The organism is Catenulispora yoronensis, from assembly GCF_039531695.1.
GTDB classification, from domain to species: Bacteria; Actinomycetota; Actinomycetes; order Streptomycetales; family Catenulisporaceae; genus Catenulispora; species Catenulispora yoronensis.
In genome coordinates, this window is record NZ_BAAAQN010000046.1 from 1 (window position 1) to 14501 (window position 14501).

A 14501-nucleotide genomic window follows, 5' to 3' on the forward strand; every position below is an offset into this window, starting at 1 on the left:
TGTCAAGTCCACGCGCTTGCTTTTGAGGTGTTGGCGGCGGTTGCGTACAGCGTGGACTGGACACCCGGTCGGCGGCACTGTAGGCAAAGCCCTGCCGACGTGACCGAGGGGAACGAACCGAAAACCCGGGCAGGGGACTGACAATCTCGGCGGCCGGGGTGGGGGAGGGGGAGTGCGGCTGCCGGGTCGGATCTCAAGGGTCCCGGGGGTGGCTTGGGGGTCCGGCCGCCGGGTCGAGTCTCAGTGGGGGCGGGTGGCGCCGATTCGAGTCGTTGTCTCGGGTGGGTGGTGTTGTGCGGTCGCTGCGTGGTTGCTGCGTTGTTCAGCTGCTCATAGACCCGCAGGGGGCTGCTACCGTCGGTGAATGCGTATCCTGATGGTCGGGGGGTCAGGCTATGTCGGCTCCCTGATGCTTCCTGGGCTGGCCGGCGGGCATTCTATTCGGGTGTTGGATCCGGTGGCGCCGGTGGGGGCGCCTGAGGGTGTTGTTCATGTGGCCGGTAGTGCCCTTGATTCCGGGGTGTTGGCGGGGGCGCTCGAGGGGGTTGATGTCGTGGTGCATGCTGCGATGGGGCGGCGGTCCGATGTGCATTGGCCGTATCCGGATCTGGGGCGTTCTTTTGAGGTGAATGTTGCCTCGGTTTATGCGACGTTGGCGGCTGCTCGGGAGGCTGGGGTTCGGCGGGCGGTGTTGATCAGTAGTTTGTCGGTGTTCGCGGATGGGCCGGTGGCGCTTGCGGATCGGGTGCTTGATGAGGCGGTGGAGCCGGATGCTTCTGATGTCTATGGCGTCAGTAAGCGGTTGGCGGAGCAGGTTTGTCGGATTGCGGCTGAGGCCTATGGGATGAGTGTCACGGTGTTGCGGTTGGCTTGGCCGACGCCTGATGCGGTGTGGCCTCGGTGGGCGCTGCCGGTGGTGTTTCCCGAGCCGGTGCAGGTGCGATTTGCGGACGGGAGGCCGTTTTTCGCGTTGGCTGCCAGTGATTTGGCTGCTGCTGTTGATGCGGCTGTGCGGCGGGTCGGGGGATACGAGGTCTTCCATATACATGGTGGCTCGGGGAGTGGCCTGAGTACGGAGAAGGCGCGGGTGGGGTTGGGGTGGGTTGCGCGGTATGGGTGAAGCCCCGCCCGGGGGTGCTGTCCGGGCGGGGCTTCTGGGGTGTGGTTACTGGTGCAGGTCGTAGCGGTCCAGGTCCATGACCTTGGACCAGGCGGCGACGAAGTCGGTGACGAACTTGGACTTGGCGTCGTCGCCGGCGTAGACCTCGGCCAGGGCGCGGAGTTCGGAGTTGGAGCCGAAGACCAGGTCGGCGCGGGTGCCGGTCCACTTGGTGGTGCCGGAGGGGTCGCGGCCCTCGAAGGTGGTGGAGTCCGGGCCGGTCGGCTTCCAGGTGATGTTCAGGTCCAGCAGGTTCACGAAGAAGTCGTTGGTCAGGGTGCCGACGGTGGTGGTGAACACGCCGTGGTCGGTGTTGTTGTGGTTGGCGCCCAGGACGCGCAGGCCGCCGAGCAGGACGGTCAGCTCCGGGGCCGAGAGGTTGAGGAGGTTGGCCTTGTCGACCAGGTTGTACTCGGCCGGCAGGCGGGTGTCCTTGCCCTCGTAGTTGCGGAAGCCGTCGGCCTTGGGCTCCAGGGCGCTGAAGGACTCGACGTCGGTCTGGTCCTGGGTGGCGTCGGTGCGGCCCGGGTGGAAGGGGACGGTGACGTCGAAGCCGGCGTTCTTGGCCGCCTGCTCGACGCCGGTGGCGCCGGCCAGGACGATCAGGTCGGCCAGGGAGACCTTCTTGCCGGTGGCGTTGAAGGCTTCCTGGACGCCCTCCAGGGTGCGCAGGACCGGGGCCAGCTTGTCCGGCTCGTTGACCTCCCAGCCGTTCTGGGGCTCCAGGCGGATGCGGGCGCCGTTGACGCCGCCGCGCTTGTCGCTGCCGCGGAAGGAGGAGGCCGCGGCCCAGGCGGTGGAGATCAGCTGGGGGACGGTCAGGCCGGTGGCCTGGATGCGGGCCTTGAGGTCGGCGGCGTCGGCGGCGTCGATCAGCGGGTGGTCGACGGCCGGGACCGGGTCCTGCCACAGCAGGACCTCGCCGGGGACCTCGGGGCCGAGGTAGCGGGCCAGGGGGCCCATGTCGCGGTGGGTGAGCTTGTACCAGGCGCGGGCGAAGGCGTCGGCGAACTGGTCGGGGTGCTCCAGGAAGCGGCGCGAGATCTGCTCGTAGACCGGGTCGAAGCGCAGCGACAGGTCGGTGGTGAGCATCGTGGGCTGGTGCTTCTTGGCGCTGTCGAAGGCGTCCGGGACGGTGTCGGCGCCGGCGTTGTCCTTCGGCTTCCACTGGTTGGCGCCGGCCGGGCTGTGCTCCAGCTCCCACTCGTAGCCGAACAGGATCTCGAAGAAGCTGTTGTCCCAGGCGGTGGGAGTGTCGGTCCAGATGCCCTCCAGGCCGGAGGTGATCGCGTCCTTGCCCACACCGGTGCCGAAGCCGCTCTGCCAGCCCAGGCCCTGCTGCTCCAGCGGCGCCTGCTCGGGCTCCGGGCCGACGTTGTCGGCCGGGCCGGCGCCGTGGGTCTTGCCGAAGGTGTGGCCGCCGGCGATCAGGGCGACGGTCTCCTCGTCGTTCATCGCCATCCGGCCGAAGGTCTCGCGGATGTCGCGGGCGGCGGCCACCGGGTCGGGGTTGCCGTTGGGGCCTTCGGGGTTGACGTAGATCAGGCCCATCTGGACCGCGCCCAGCGGCTCCTCCAGGTGGCGTTCGCCGGTGTAGCGCTCGTCGCCGAGCCAGGTCTGCTCCGGGCCCCAGTAGACGTCCTCGTCGGCCTCCCAGACGTCGGGGCGGCCGCCGGCGAAGCCGAAGGTGGTGAAGCCCATGGTCTCCAGGGCCACGTTGCCGGCCAGGATCATCAGGTCGGCCCAGGACAGGGACTGGCCGTACTTCTTCTTCACCGGCCACAGCAGGCGGCGGGCCTTGTCCAGGCTGGCGTTGTCCGGCCAGGAGTTCAGGGGGGCGAAGCGCTGCTGGCCGGTGCCGCCGCCGCCGCGGCCGTCGCTGATCCGGTAGGTGCCGGCGCTGTGCCAGGCCATCCGGATCATGAACGGGCCGTAGTTGCCGAAGTCGGCCGGCCACCAGGGCTGGGAGTCGGTGAGCACGGCCGCGATGTCGGCCTTGACCGCCGGCAGGTCCAGGGTGTTGAAGGCGGCGGCGTAGTCGAAGCCGGCGCCGTTGGGGTTGGCCACCGCCGGGTTCTTCGCCAGGATCCGCAGGTTCAGGCGCTCCGGCCACCACTGCCGGTTGCCGCCGCCCTGGGTGGGGTGCGCGGCGCGGCCGTGGGCGACCGGGCAGCCGCCGGAGCCGCCCTCCATGTTCGGGTCGGGGCGGTGGTCGATGTCGACGTCTATCTCGCCGTGGTTCTCAGACATCTTCAGCTGTCCTTCCGGATCTGGCGGTTCTCGCGACTCTGCGATGGATCAGGAACTGGGGCGGGCTGAGCAGGCGGGGCACAGGCCCCAATAGACGACCTCGGCCTCGTCGATGGTGAAACCGTGGTCGTCGGACGGCTCCAGGCACGGGACGGCGCCGACCGCGCAGTCGACGTCGACCACCGCGCCGCAGCCGCGGCACACCAGGTGGTGATGGTTGTCCCCGACTCGGCCCTCATAACGGGCCGGGCTGCCGGCCGGCTCGATGCGCCGGATCAGCCGGGCGGCGGTCAGCGCGTGCAGAGCCTCGTAGACGGCCTGCAACGACACGTGCCCGACCCGCCCGCGCACCCCGGCGGCGACCGCGTCGGCGTCCAGATGGTCGCCGGCGCGCACGGTCTCCAGCAGCGCCACGCGCGCCGCCGTCACCCGCAGGCCGGCGCCGCGAAGCTCCTCGGCGGGGGTCATGGCCTCAACCTATCCATGCATACCTGAATAGTTCAAGATAATGAGTCCTGCAACTTTTAAGGGGCCGGTCGGAGGCTCGGATCCATCATGGGGCGGCCGGGAAGCATGTGCTCGGGCGGATCGCCGCGGCGCGAGGGGATGCCGAGGCCCGTCCGGTGGACCCGGTCCGGCGGACGTGGTCCGTGGACCCGGTCCGGCGGACGCGGCGCACCCGCGCCGGACGGCTCAGCCGGCGCGGACCCTCAGGACCCCGCCTCCAGGAACGCCAGTACCGCCCGGACCCGCCGGTCCCCGCCCTCGTCCGGCGGCAGCCCCAGCTTCTGGAAGATGTTGGTGATGTGCTTGCTCACCGACCGCTCCGTGATCACCAGCGATCCGGCGATGGTGGTGTTGTCCAGCCCCTGCGCCATCAGCGCCAGCACCTCGCGCTCGCGGGGCGTCAGGGAGTCGAGCGGGTCGCGGCGGGTCAGCAGCTGGGAGACGACCTCCGGGTCCAGCGCGGTGCCGCCGGCCGCGACCCGCTCCAGCGCCTCCTGGAACTCCGAGACCCGGGCCACCCGGTCCTTCAGGAGGTAGCCGATGCCCGCGGCGCCGTCGCGCAGCAGTTCGGCGGCGTAGGTCTCCTCCACGTACTGCGACAGCACCAGGATCGGCAGGCCCGGCATCAGCTTGCGGGCCTGGATCGCGGCCCGCAGTCCCTCGTCGCGGAAGCCCGGCGGCAGCCGGACGTCCAGCACCGCCACGTCGGGCCGGTGCTCCAGCAGCGTCGGCACCACCTCGGGGCCGCTGCCGGCCACCGCCGCCACCTCGTGGCCCAGCGTGGTCAGCAGCAGTTGCAGACCCTCGCGCAGCAGGACGTTGTCCTCGGCGATCACAAGCCGCACGGCAACTCCACCTCCACCGTCGTCCCGCTCCCGTCGGCGCGGCTGTCGATCCGGGTCACGCCGTCCAGCGCGGCCACCCGGCGCCGGATGCCGGCCAGGCCACTGCCCGCCGCGGGGTCGGCGCCGCCGCGGCCGTCGTCGGTGATCCGGACGGTCAAGTATGGCCCGGTGTGGCGCAGCGCCACCGTCGCGTGCGCGGCGCCGCTGTGCTTGGCCACGTTGGTCAGGGCCTCGGCGACCACGAAGTACGCGGCCGCCTCCACCGCGGCCGGGCAGCGGCGGTCCGGGTCCGGGATGTCCACGCTCACCGGCATCGGCCGCCCGGCGGTCAGCGCCCGCACCGCGCCGGCCAGCCCGCGATCGCTCAGGATCGGCGGGTGGATGCCCCGGATCACGGTGCGCAGCTCGGTCAGCGCGTCCTCGATGCCGCTCCGGGCGTCCAGCATCAGCGTGCGGGCCCGGTGCGGGTCGGTGTCGAACTGCTGGTCGGCCAGGCCCAGCCGCAGCGCGGCGGCGACCAGCTGGGCCTGGGTCCCGTCGTGCAGATCGCGCTCGATGCGGCGCAGCTCGGCGCCGTGCGCCTCCAGGGCCTGGGCGCGGGTCTCGGTCAGCGCCTCGACGCGGGCTTCCAGCTCGGTCTCGTGCGTCGGGCCGAGCAGCCGCTTGGCGTACCAGGCCTGGAACCGGGCCAGCAGCGGCTGGATCCAGAGCTGGAACAGGGTGAGCACGGCCGCCGCCATCAGCGGATAGACGATGGCCTGCGGCCATGTGTAGATCTGGAGGAACGCGCCGAGCGAGCCCGGCGGCTGGGTCCACCACCAGAAGGGCAGCGCCAGGTCCCACGGGATCCCGAACCAGATCTCCACCGAGACCACCGGGATGAGCAGCCCGGTGAATCCGTGCACGATCATCCACGCGATGTCCCGCCACAACCCGCCCGAGCGCATCAGCGAGAAATACTGCTGATACGGGGTGATCGCCCGCGGCGGGACCGGCTCGCGGATCGGCTGTCCGAGCATCCGGGCCGCGCGGCGCCGCTCGACGTTGGTCAGGGCCCGGATCCGGCCGGCCACCCAGGGCAGCCCCGGCACGCCGAACGCCAGCAGCAGCGCCAGCGGCAGCAGGCACACGCCCAGCAGCGCGGGCAGTGCGGTCCGCAGGCCCGCGACCAGGTACCAGGTCGCGCGCAGGCTCCGGACGAGGTGTCGGACGAACACGGCGCGGATCTTCATGTCCCCCCAACTCTAAAGCCGAGGTGGCGGGGCGTCGGCCCGGTGGACCCCCGCCTTCGTGGTGAAGCGGGCTACACCCCGGATCGGGGGTCCAGGCGGCTGGGGCCGAGAAAGATCCAGAACTAGCGTCGAAGGCGTACCGGAACCGGTCGGGGAACCGGCCCGCCGGCCCGCCGGACCCCCGGACTGCCGGACTGCCGGACTGCCGGACCCCCGGACTGCCGGACTGCCGGACTGCCGGACCCCCGGACTGCCGGACTGCCGGACTGCCGAACTCGTACCGCCCCACCGCATTACCGCCCCACCGCCCTATCGCCGATCGCAGGAGACGCCTTATGCCCGCCCCGAACGCCGCCCCCTCGACCGCCGGACGCCCGGCCGCCGACCCCGGCGGCGCCGCCGTGACGCTGGAGCGCGTGACCAAGCAGTACGGCCGCGTGACCGCCCTGGACAACGTCAGCTGGAGCTTCCGGCGCGGCAGCTTCACCGCGATCATGGGCGCCTCCGGGTCGGGCAAGAGCACCTTCCTGCACTGCGCCTCCGGGCTGGACCGCCCGACCTCCGGCCGGGTCCGCCTGGGCGACACCGACCTGGGGCGGATGAAGGAGGCCCAGCTCACCCGGCTGCGCCGGGACCGCGTCGGCTTCGTGTTCCAGGGCTACAACCTCGTGCCCTCGATGGACGTCGAGCGCAACATCACGCTGCCGCTGTTCCTCGGCGGCCGCACCGCCGACCCGCGCTGGCTGACCGAGGTCGTGCACCGCGTGGGCATGGCCGAGCGCCTCGCCCACAAGCCGGCCCAGCTCTCCGGCGGGCAGCAGCAGCGGGTCGCGGTGGCCCGGGCCCTGGTCACCCGGCCGGAGATCGTGTTCGCCGACGAGCCGACCGCCGCCCTGGACCCGCGCACCGCCGGGCACGTCCTGCGGCTGCTGCGCGAGGCGGTCGACGCCACCGGCCAGACCGTGGTGCTGGTCACCCACGACCCGACCGCCGCGGCCTGGGCCGACAGCGCGCTGTTCCTGTCCGAGGGCCGCATCGTCGACGAGCTCGCCGCCCCGACCGCCGCCACGGTCCTGACCCGCTGGGAGACGCTGTGAGGAAGGGCATCGCCTTCGGGGTCGCCGTCGCGCTGGCGGCGGCGGCCATGGTGCTGGGCGCCTTCGGGGTGCTGATCGAGTCCGGCCTGAGGTCCCACGGCCCCGTGGAGCGCTACGCCTCCGCCGCCGCGGTCGTGCACGGCGAGCAGAGCATCACGGTCGTCAAGGGCAGCGGCGACGACAAGAACGTGGAGAGCCGGCCCCTGGTCGAGCCGAACCGGGTGCCGGTCGCGCAGGCCGGGGCGTTGCGGGCGGTGGCCGGGGTCGGGGACGTGGTCGCCGACTTCTCGGTGCCGGTCGTGGCGGTTCCGGCGGGGGCCAGGGGAGCGACAGGGACACCGCCCCCGACCACAGCAGCGACACCGACACCGGCACAGACGCTCACCGGCCACGGCTGGGACTCCGCCAAGCTCACCTCGCCCGCGCTCGCCTCCGGCCAGGCCCCGGCCTCGGCGCACGACGTGGTGCTCGACCCGGCGTCCGCCACCCGGCTCGGCGCGCGCCCCGGCGCCGACGTCTCCCTCCAGATCGACGGCGCCTTGGAGAGCTACCGCGTCTCCGGCATCAGTGCCGCGGGCCCCGCCGACACGCTGTACTTCACCCAGCAGCAGGCTGCGACGCTGTCCGGACACCCCGACCGCGCCGACGCGCTGGCCGTCCTGCCCGCCGCCGGCGCCCACGTCTCCGCCTCCGCCCTGAAGCACGCCGCGCCTGGCCTGTCCGTCGCGACCGGCGCGGCGCGCGGCGACGTCGAGCATCCCGGCGTCCAGGCCTCACGCCTGGACACCGTGGCGAACGCCGGATCGCTGGGCGGCGCCGGGCTGCTGGTGGCCCTGCTCGTCGTCTCCGGGCTGCTGGACCTGTCGGTGCGCGACCGCACCCGCGAACTGGCCGTGATGCGCGCGGTCGGTGCCACTCCGCGCCAGGTCCGCCGGATCATCGTGCGCGAGATGGCGAGGATCGCGATCCCGGCCGCGCTGATCGGGGGAATGGCCTCGCTCGGCCTCGGCGCGCTGCTGAAGTCGGTGATGGTGGCCCAAGGCGCGCTGCCCGCTGGCTTCACCCTCGCGCTGAGCCCGATCCCGGTGTTCGGCGCCGCCCTGGTCACCGTCCTCGCCACCGTCGGCACCGGCTGGCTGGCCTCCCGCCGGGTCTCGAAGATCAAGCCGGTGCAGGCCCTCGGCGAGAGCGCCGTCGAACCCAGCCGCCCGGCGCGCTGGCGCGTCGCGATCGGCTTGGTGTTCGCGGCTCTCGGCGTGCTGATGCTGGTGCTGGCCTTCACCGCCGGCGGGCAGGCCGCCACCTCCTCGCTGGCCGGCCTGGTGATCTCGCTGATGTGGGCCGTGGCACTGCTCGGGCCGTGGATCGCCCGCGCCGGGATCCGCCTGCTGGGCGCGCCGCTGCGCCGGTTCTCCCCGATCGCCGGCGGCCTGGCCGCCACCTCGGCGCGTGCCGCCGCGGTCCGGATGGCCGCCGTCATCACCCCGATCGCGCTGGCGCTGTCGTTCGCCGGGGTCCAGGTGTTCGCGCAGACGACGACCACCAAGGCCACCACCGTCCAGGCCCGCGACGGCATGCGCGCCGAGCACGTGCTGACCTCCACCGGCCCCGGGATCCCGCACGGCGCCTACGAGGCCGCGAAGGCCCTGCCGGGCGCGGCCGACGTCACCGCCGTGAAGCGGACCACGGTGGTGATGCCGGTGTGGAATCTCGACACCTCGTTGCAGTCGCTCCAGGCCCAAGGGCTGGCGGGCGGCTCGGCCCGGACCCTGGACGCCCAGGTCACCGCCGGCTCGCTGGCCGGGCTCAACGAGCCCGGCACCGTCGCTCTGAGCTCGAACGTCGCGCACGACACCAAGGTCGGCGACACCCGCGAGCTGTGGCTCGGCGACGGGACACCGGTGACGCTGAAAGTGGTGGCGCTCTACGACCGGGGGCTCGGCTTCGGCGACGTGCTGCTGCCCCGCGACCTGGTGGCCGCGCACGCCGCCACCCCGCTCGACGACTACGTCCTGGTCGACGGCCCCGCCGACCTCAGTGCCCTGACGACCCGGTTCGCCGGCCTGCACACCGCCTCCGCGGCCGACTACGGCAGCGCCCTGACCGAACAGGCCCGCCACGACGGCCTGGTCGGCCTGATCGCGGTGTTCGCGATCGCCGGCTTCATCCTGGTCGGCGTGGTGACCACGCTGGGCGTCGCGACCGCGTCCCGCCGCCGCGAACTGACCCTGCTCCGGCTGGTCGGCGCTACCCGCGACCAGCTGCTGCGGTCGCTGCGCCTGGAGACCGTGATCATCATCGGCACCGGCACCCTGGTCGGCGCCGCCGTCGCCGGAGTGACGCTGTTCGCCTACGCGGCCGGCGTCGTCGGCCTGCCGATGCTCTCCATCCCGCCGCTGGCCTGCCTCGGGATGGTGGCGGCGGTCGCGATCCCGGGAGCGGCGGCGGTGCTGCTGCCGGGGCGGAGCATCCTGCGGCGGCGCGCGCCGCGGATCGAATAGTTCGGGCATCCACCCGGCGCGTCGAGCCGGTGAGTCCGAAACCTCAAGGGACTGAGTGGCGTCAGCGGTCCCGGACCGGGTAACAGAAAAACCGGTCCGGGCCGAGGGCGTCGACAGTGAACTTCCCGGACCGCGCGGCGCGTTACTCCGGTATCCGCGCCGCGACGACGCGACCCCATGACCGGCGTGCCCGTCAAGGAGTTCCAGGCTCCGTTTCCTCCCCGGAGGCGGGCACGCCGCCTGGGGGGGCCGGCGTGACATCATCGCCTGATGACCTTGGTGAACCGTCTCGCGCAGTTCGCCGACGCGGCATCGATCGGTGAGATCGCGATCGGCGCGCAGCTGGCCGACGTGGAGCGGGTCCACGGCGAGACGTTCGACATGATTGTTTCGAACCGCCGGGCCTGGCCTCGGCTGCTCGGCCTCGGCGATGCCGAGCTCTGGGTCTGCCGGTGCCGGCGGGTGAACCTGATCTGCCTGCAGACCTGGCAGGCCGAAGTCCAGCTGCCGTATGCCGACCGGCCGGGGTGCGAGGCGTTTCCGGGGGAGCCGACTTATGAGGACGTGATCGGCGCGCTGGACGCGGCAGAGGTCGCCTGGGCACCCTATCCGCCACTGACGCTACCCGGCCAGATGGCGGTCCGGGCTGATACCAGCGGGGTCGAGTTCGTCTTCGTGTGCGACGACGACGCACCGCCGCTGCTCAATTCGGTATCAGTGCCCGGAGATAATCACACCTGCCCGTCGACCGCGCCGATCCCGTCGACCCCGCTCACCGACTCGGAGAGCTGAGCCCGATAGGTCGGGCAGGTGGCGATGTCCTGGTGCGTGCATTTCAGGCCCGCCTCCACCAGGTCGAGCGCGGATTGGAGCGCCGCCATCTTCGCGCGCAGCTCGGTCTGGTTCCGCCGCAGTACTTCCTTGCGTGCGGGGGTGTGGAGGGTGTCGAGGAACGCGCCGATGTCCGGCAGCGACATGTCGGCGCGCTTCAGAGCCACGATCGTGGCGATGCGGACCAGGTCGTCGGGGGAGTAGCGGCGGCGGTCGGCCTCGGCGCGCGCCGGGGTGAGCAGGCCCACCGACTCCCAGTGCCGCAGGACGTGGGTCGGCAGGCCGAAGTGGTCGGCTACCTGGCCGATCGTCAGTGGGCTTGACTTCATGTCGACATTAAGTCGGAGCATGGGGCACATGTCCACTTCGAGTCTGCTGGCCGTCCTCGACGCCGGAGATGCCCAGCCGCAGAGCGTTGCGCTGCGTAGCCGTTCCTACGAGCTGCTCGGCTACTGCGCCGACCACGCCGACAGTACCGACCACGCCGACCACACCGACCACACCGACAGTACCGACCGCGCCGACCACACCGTGGTCGACGTCGGCTGCGGCGGCGGCCGAGCGGTCGCCGAGCTGGCCGATCGCGGTGCCCGCGCGCTCGGCGTCGACCCCGATCCGGTCATGATCGCCGCGGCCCGCGACCGCTGGCCGGCCGCCGAGTTCCGCCTCGGCGGCGCCTACGACCTGCCCCTCGAAACCGGCTCCGCCGCCGGCTACCGCGCCGACAAGGTGCTGCACCTGCTCGACGATCCGCCCCGCGCCCTGGCCGAGGCGCGCCGCGTCCTCGCCCCGGGCGGCCGCGCGGTTCTGCTCGGCTCCGACTGGGACACCATCGTCATCGATTCCGATGACCCGGCCGCCACCCGCCGCCTCGTCCACGCCAAGGCCGACACGTTCCCGTCGCCACGCGTCGCCCGCCGCCATCGTGCCCTGCTGCTCGACGCCGGCTTCACGAACGTCGTCGTCGAAGTCCATACCCTGCTTCTCACCGGCGACCTGGCCCTGGCCCTGCTGCGCCGCCTCACCGACGACGAGGGCTGGCTCGCCGAGCAGGCCGACCGCGCCCGCCGGGATCGGATCTTCGTCGCGCTGCCGATGTTCGTCGCGGCGGGGGAGGCGTAGTCGGCTCAGGCCCCGATGCCCGACGTCACTCGTCCCGCTTGAGCGAGTCGATCGCCTTGGCGACCGCCGTCGCCCGCGACTTCTCCGTTCCCGCCTTGAGCAACGGCAGGATCAGCAGGTACTGCTCCGACCGCCCCAGCTTCGCGAAGGCCGCCCCGGCCGCCTCGTCCGCAGCCAGGGCCGCGACCAGTTCGGCCGGCACCTCGGCAGTGCTCTGCGGCTCGTAGGCCCGCTGCCACCGTCCGTCGGCCTTGGCGGCCTCGATCGCGGCCAGGCCCGCGGGCCGCATCCGTCCGGCGGCGATCAGCGCCTCGGCGTTGTCCACGTTCCGCTGCGACCAAGGACTGCGCCGGCCGCGCGGGGAGTAGCGTTGGAGGAAGGAGACCTCGTCCAGGCCGCGGCGCTGGCCGTCGATCCAGCCGAAGCTCAGGGCGCCGTCCAGAGCGTCGGCGATGGACAGGTACGGCGCTCCGGAGTTGCGCTTGCCGATGCGGAGCCAGGCCTCCGAGGCGTCGTCGTGGTGCGTCTCCAGCCAGGACTCCCAGGCGGGGCCGTCGGCGAACTCCAGGGTGTCCATGGCGGTCCAGAATACGCGCGAGTGCGCCGGGGCCTTGACTACCCCGGCGCACTCCCTCAGCTGCTTGCTACGGATACGTCCCTGGTCAGGCGCAGGTGCCGGACCAGGACGGGTTGCCGTCCGAGACGTGCAGGGTGACGCTGACCGCGGCACCGGACACGCAGGTCAGCGTGAGCGCGTAGGGCTGGTAGATGCTCACGCCGGTGTCGCCGCTGTGGCTCCAGGACTGGAACCACGAGAAGTTGAACAGGTCGTTGGTGCAGTTGACGGTGGACACGCCGGTGGCGGTGGTGCTGGCGCAGTAGATCTTGGTCGGGCCGGGCCAGGCCGAGGCGGTGCCGGCCGGCACCACGGCCAGGCCGGCGACGGCCGAGGCCAGCAGCGCTGAGGTGCGCAGGGTCTTGCTGCCGATCGTGGGGCGCATGGGTTCTCCTCCTTGGCACAGAGTGAGCGCGGTGATACCGCGCGTGTTCGAGCCCTGTGATACCGGGTCGGCCCTCCGGTCCGTGCGGAGCCCGGCTGGAGGCCTGCTCCGGAGTGCTGCTCACCGGTGCCGGAATTGGTGTCGGATCAAGTGCCGGATCAAGTGCCGGGTCCGGCGTCGGATCGGGCCTTGGATCGGGCCACGGATCCGGCGCCGAACCGGGCGCGCCGACCAGCCGAAGATGGCTATTGAACCCTCACGCCCTCACCCCTACAGTGCAGCGACCTAACGTGATCGCGCGGCGCGGGCCGCGGGAGGGGAACGTCCCATGGCGCAGCGTTCGGTGGCCGGACAGGCCGACTACATCGTCGTCGGAGCGGGCAGCGCCGGCTGTGTGCTGGCCGCCCGGCTGGCCGCGACCGGGGCCAAGGTCCTGCTGCTGGAGGCCGGCGGGTCCGACCGCACCACGCTGGTGCGCAAGCCCGGCCTGATCGCGGCCGTGCACAGCGTGCCGCAGCTGAAGAAGCGCCTGGACTGGGGCTACTACTCGGTGCCGCAGGACGACGCGCTGGGCCGTCGGGTCCCGCAGACCCGCGGCAAGGTGCTCGGCGGCTCCGCCTCGGTCAACGGCATGCTGTTCGTGCGCGGCAACGCCGCCAACTACGACTCCTGGGCCGCCGAGGGCTGCGCCGGCTGGTCCTACGCCGACGTGCTGCCCAGCTTCAAGAAGCTGGAGAGCTGGGAGGAGGGCGACACCGAGTTCCGCGGCGGATCCGGCCCGATCAAGGTTCGGCGGCAGACCGACGTGACCACCGCGACCCTGGGCTTCATGGAGGCCTTCGCCGACACCGCCGGCGTCAAGGTGCTCGACGACTACAACGCCGAGTCCCAGGAAGGCATCGCGATCGTCCAGCAGAGCGCCGACGCCGGCCTGCGCTACAGCTCCTCGGTCGGCTACCTGGACGACCACGGCATGGCGAACCTGGACGTCGCCACCGGGGTGACCGTGGCGCGCGTCGTGCTGGAGAAGGGCCGCGCGGTCGGCGTCGAGATCATCACCGACAGCGGCGCGCGGCAGGTGATCCGCGCCGAGCGCGAAGTGGTGCTGAGCGCCGGAGTGTTCGGCTCGGCGCAGCTGCTGCAACTGTCCGGCATCGGCCCGGCCGAGCACCTGCGCTCCCTGGGCATCGAGGTCGCGGAGGACCTGCCGGTCGGCGACAACCTGCACGACCACCTGTTCGTGCCGATGTGCTTCCTGATGCCCGAGGCACGGAACAAGGGCACGGCGCCGTACTTCGCCCGCGGCTTCCTCAAGGAGCTGACGCGCGGCGGCACCTGGGTGGGCCGCACGGTGTTCGAGGCCGTCGGCTTCGTCCGCAGCCCGGCCGCCGACGCCGTCCCCGACCTGCAACTCCATGTGCTGCCCTGGTCCTATCCGGGCCCGAACCAGGACGCCCCGGTCCGGCACAAGGCCGATCCCCGGCGCACCCTGACCGTCATGCCGACCCTGATCTACCCCAAGAGCCGCGGCACCCTGCGGCTGGCCTCGGCCGACCCGACCGCCGCCCCGCTGATCGACCCGGCCTACCTGCGCGACCCGGCCGACGCCGAGCTGCTGCTCGACGGCATGGAGCTGGTCCGCGAGGCGATGGCGCACCGCGGCCTCGGCGGCCGGGTCGCCGGCGAGTCGTCCCCGGGCTCGTCCTACGCCGACCGCGCCGCACTGGCCGCCGAGCTCCCGAACCGCGCCACGACCGTCTACCACCCGGTCGGCACCTGCCGGATGGGCGTCGACGAGCGCGCGGTCGTGGACCCGGCGCTGCGGGTCCGCGGGGTGGCGGGGCTGCGGGTGGCCGACGCCTCGATCATGCCGAGCATCGTCGGCGGGAACACCAACGCCGCCGCGCTGATGATCGGGGAGCACGCGGCGGCGTTGATGATCGAGGGCTGACGGTG

Annotated in this window: 13 protein-coding genes; 6 read left to right on the forward strand and 7 right to left on the reverse strand. The window is 72.3% G+C overall.

What is annotated here, in order from left to right:
* Positions 1–364 precede the first annotated feature (364 nt).
* The gene (locus ABD481_RS30825) at positions 365–1120 is read left to right on the forward strand and encodes an NAD-dependent epimerase/dehydratase family protein (RefSeq protein ID WP_344669320.1); all 756 of its coding nucleotides are present in this window, start codon (positions 365–367) and stop codon (positions 1118–1120) included.
* A gap of 45 nt (positions 1121–1165) precedes the next feature.
* Here the strand turns inward: ABD481_RS30825 and katG are convergent, their stop codons facing one another.
* The 4 genes from katG to ABD481_RS30845 form a co-directional block, all read right to left on the reverse strand.
* Positions 1166–3409, reverse strand: a complete 2244-nt coding sequence (gene katG, locus ABD481_RS30830) for a catalase/peroxidase HPI (RefSeq protein WP_425559329.1) — start codon at positions 3407–3409, stop codon at positions 1166–1168.
* A gap of 48 nt (positions 3410–3457) precedes the next feature.
* Positions 3458–3877 (reverse strand): Fur family transcriptional regulator, encoded by a 420-nt coding sequence (locus ABD481_RS30835; protein ID WP_344669321.1) that lies wholly within the window; start codon positions 3875–3877, stop codon positions 3458–3460.
* 242 nt (positions 3878–4119) lie between these two features.
* A complete protein-coding gene (locus tag ABD481_RS30840; RefSeq protein WP_344669322.1) occupies positions 4120–4761 on the reverse strand; it encodes a LuxR C-terminal-related transcriptional regulator in 642 nt (213 codons plus the stop codon).
* A complete protein-coding gene (locus ABD481_RS30845) occupies positions 4749–5993 on the reverse strand; it encodes a sensor histidine kinase (RefSeq protein WP_344669323.1) in 1245 nt (414 codons plus the stop codon). The genes ABD481_RS30840 and ABD481_RS30845 overlap by 13 nt, the downstream gene beginning before the upstream one ends.
* A 335-nt stretch (positions 5994–6328) precedes the next feature.
* On the opposite strand from ABD481_RS30845, the gene ABD481_RS30850 reads away from it, so the two are divergent.
* The 3 genes from ABD481_RS30850 (at position 6329) to ABD481_RS30860 (ending at position 10383) form a co-directional block, all read left to right on the forward strand.
* Positions 6329–7090, forward strand: coding sequence for an ABC transporter ATP-binding protein (locus ABD481_RS30850; protein ID WP_344669324.1), 762 nt, complete (start codon positions 6329–6331; stop codon positions 7088–7090).
* Positions 7087–9591, forward strand: a complete 2505-nt coding sequence (locus ABD481_RS30855; protein ID WP_344669325.1) for an ABC transporter permease — start codon at positions 7087–7089, stop codon at positions 9589–9591. The genes ABD481_RS30850 and ABD481_RS30855 overlap by 4 nt, the downstream gene beginning before the upstream one ends.
* Positions 9592–9861: 270 nt before the next feature.
* The gene (locus ABD481_RS30860) at positions 9862–10383 is read left to right on the forward strand and encodes a hypothetical protein (RefSeq protein WP_344669326.1); all 522 of its coding nucleotides are present in this window, start codon (positions 9862–9864) and stop codon (positions 10381–10383) included.
* On the opposite strand, the gene ABD481_RS30865 is transcribed toward ABD481_RS30860, so the two are convergent.
* Positions 10323–10751, reverse strand: a complete 429-nt coding sequence (locus ABD481_RS30865) for a MerR family transcriptional regulator (RefSeq protein ID WP_344669327.1) — start codon at positions 10749–10751, stop codon at positions 10323–10325. The two genes, ABD481_RS30860 and ABD481_RS30865, sit on opposite strands and share 61 nt — an antisense overlap.
* Before the next feature lie 28 nt (positions 10752–10779).
* On the opposite strand from ABD481_RS30865, the gene ABD481_RS30870 reads away from it, so the two are divergent.
* A complete protein-coding gene (locus ABD481_RS30870; protein WP_344669328.1) occupies positions 10780–11544 on the forward strand; it encodes a methyltransferase domain-containing protein in 765 nt (254 codons plus the stop codon).
* Positions 11545–11569: 25 nt separating this feature from the next.
* Here the strand turns inward: ABD481_RS30870 and ABD481_RS30875 are convergent, their stop codons facing one another.
* Both ABD481_RS30875 and ABD481_RS30880 read right to left on the reverse strand, forming a co-directional pair.
* Positions 11570–12121, reverse strand: coding sequence for a YdeI/OmpD-associated family protein (locus ABD481_RS30875; protein WP_344669329.1), 552 nt, complete (start codon positions 12119–12121; stop codon positions 11570–11572).
* 85 nt (positions 12122–12206) lie between these two features.
* On the reverse strand, positions 12207–12545 hold the full coding sequence (locus ABD481_RS30880) for a hypothetical protein (RefSeq protein WP_344669330.1): 339 nt from the start codon (positions 12543–12545) through the stop codon (positions 12207–12209).
* Between the two features lie 328 nt (positions 12546–12873).
* Here ABD481_RS30880 and ABD481_RS30885 point away from each other — a divergent pair, with 328 nt between their 5' ends.
* The gene (locus tag ABD481_RS30885; protein ID WP_344669331.1) at positions 12874–14496 is read left to right on the forward strand and encodes a GMC family oxidoreductase; all 1623 of its coding nucleotides are present in this window, start codon (positions 12874–12876) and stop codon (positions 14494–14496) included.
* Positions 14497–14501 lie beyond the last annotated feature (5 nt).

What these genes read in the sequence shown, in the direction of transcription:
- ABD481_RS30825 (WP_344669320.1), top strand. Translation starts at nt 365, where the DNA reads ATGCGTATCCTGATGGTCGGGGGGTCAGGCTATGTCGGCTCCCTGATG.
- katG (WP_425559329.1), bottom strand. Translation starts at nt 3,409, where the DNA reads ATGTCTGAGAACCACGGCGAGATAGACGTCGACATCGACCACCGCCCC.
- ABD481_RS30835 (WP_344669321.1), bottom strand. Translation starts at nt 3,877, where the DNA reads ATGACCCCCGCCGAGGAGCTTCGCGGCGCCGGCCTGCGGGTGACGGCG.
- ABD481_RS30845 (WP_344669323.1), bottom strand. Translation starts at nt 5,993, where the DNA reads ATGAAGATCCGCGCCGTGTTCGTCCGACACCTCGTCCGGAGCCTGCGC.
- ABD481_RS30850 (WP_344669324.1), top strand. Translation starts at nt 6,329, where the DNA reads ATGCCCGCCCCGAACGCCGCCCCCTCGACCGCCGGACGCCCGGCCGCC.
- ABD481_RS30860 (WP_344669326.1), top strand. Translation starts at nt 9,862, where the DNA reads ATGACCTTGGTGAACCGTCTCGCGCAGTTCGCCGACGCGGCATCGATC.
- ABD481_RS30865 (WP_344669327.1), bottom strand. Translation starts at nt 10,751, where the DNA reads ATGAAGTCAAGCCCACTGACGATCGGCCAGGTAGCCGACCACTTCGGC.
- ABD481_RS30870 (WP_344669328.1), top strand. Translation starts at nt 10,780, where the DNA reads ATGTCCACTTCGAGTCTGCTGGCCGTCCTCGACGCCGGAGATGCCCAG.
- ABD481_RS30875 (WP_344669329.1), bottom strand. Translation starts at nt 12,121, where the DNA reads ATGGACACCCTGGAGTTCGCCGACGGCCCCGCCTGGGAGTCCTGGCTG.
- ABD481_RS30880 (WP_344669330.1), bottom strand. Translation starts at nt 12,545, where the DNA reads ATGCGCCCCACGATCGGCAGCAAGACCCTGCGCACCTCAGCGCTGCTG.
- ABD481_RS30885 (WP_344669331.1), top strand. Translation starts at nt 12,874, where the DNA reads ATGGCGCAGCGTTCGGTGGCCGGACAGGCCGACTACATCGTCGTCGGA.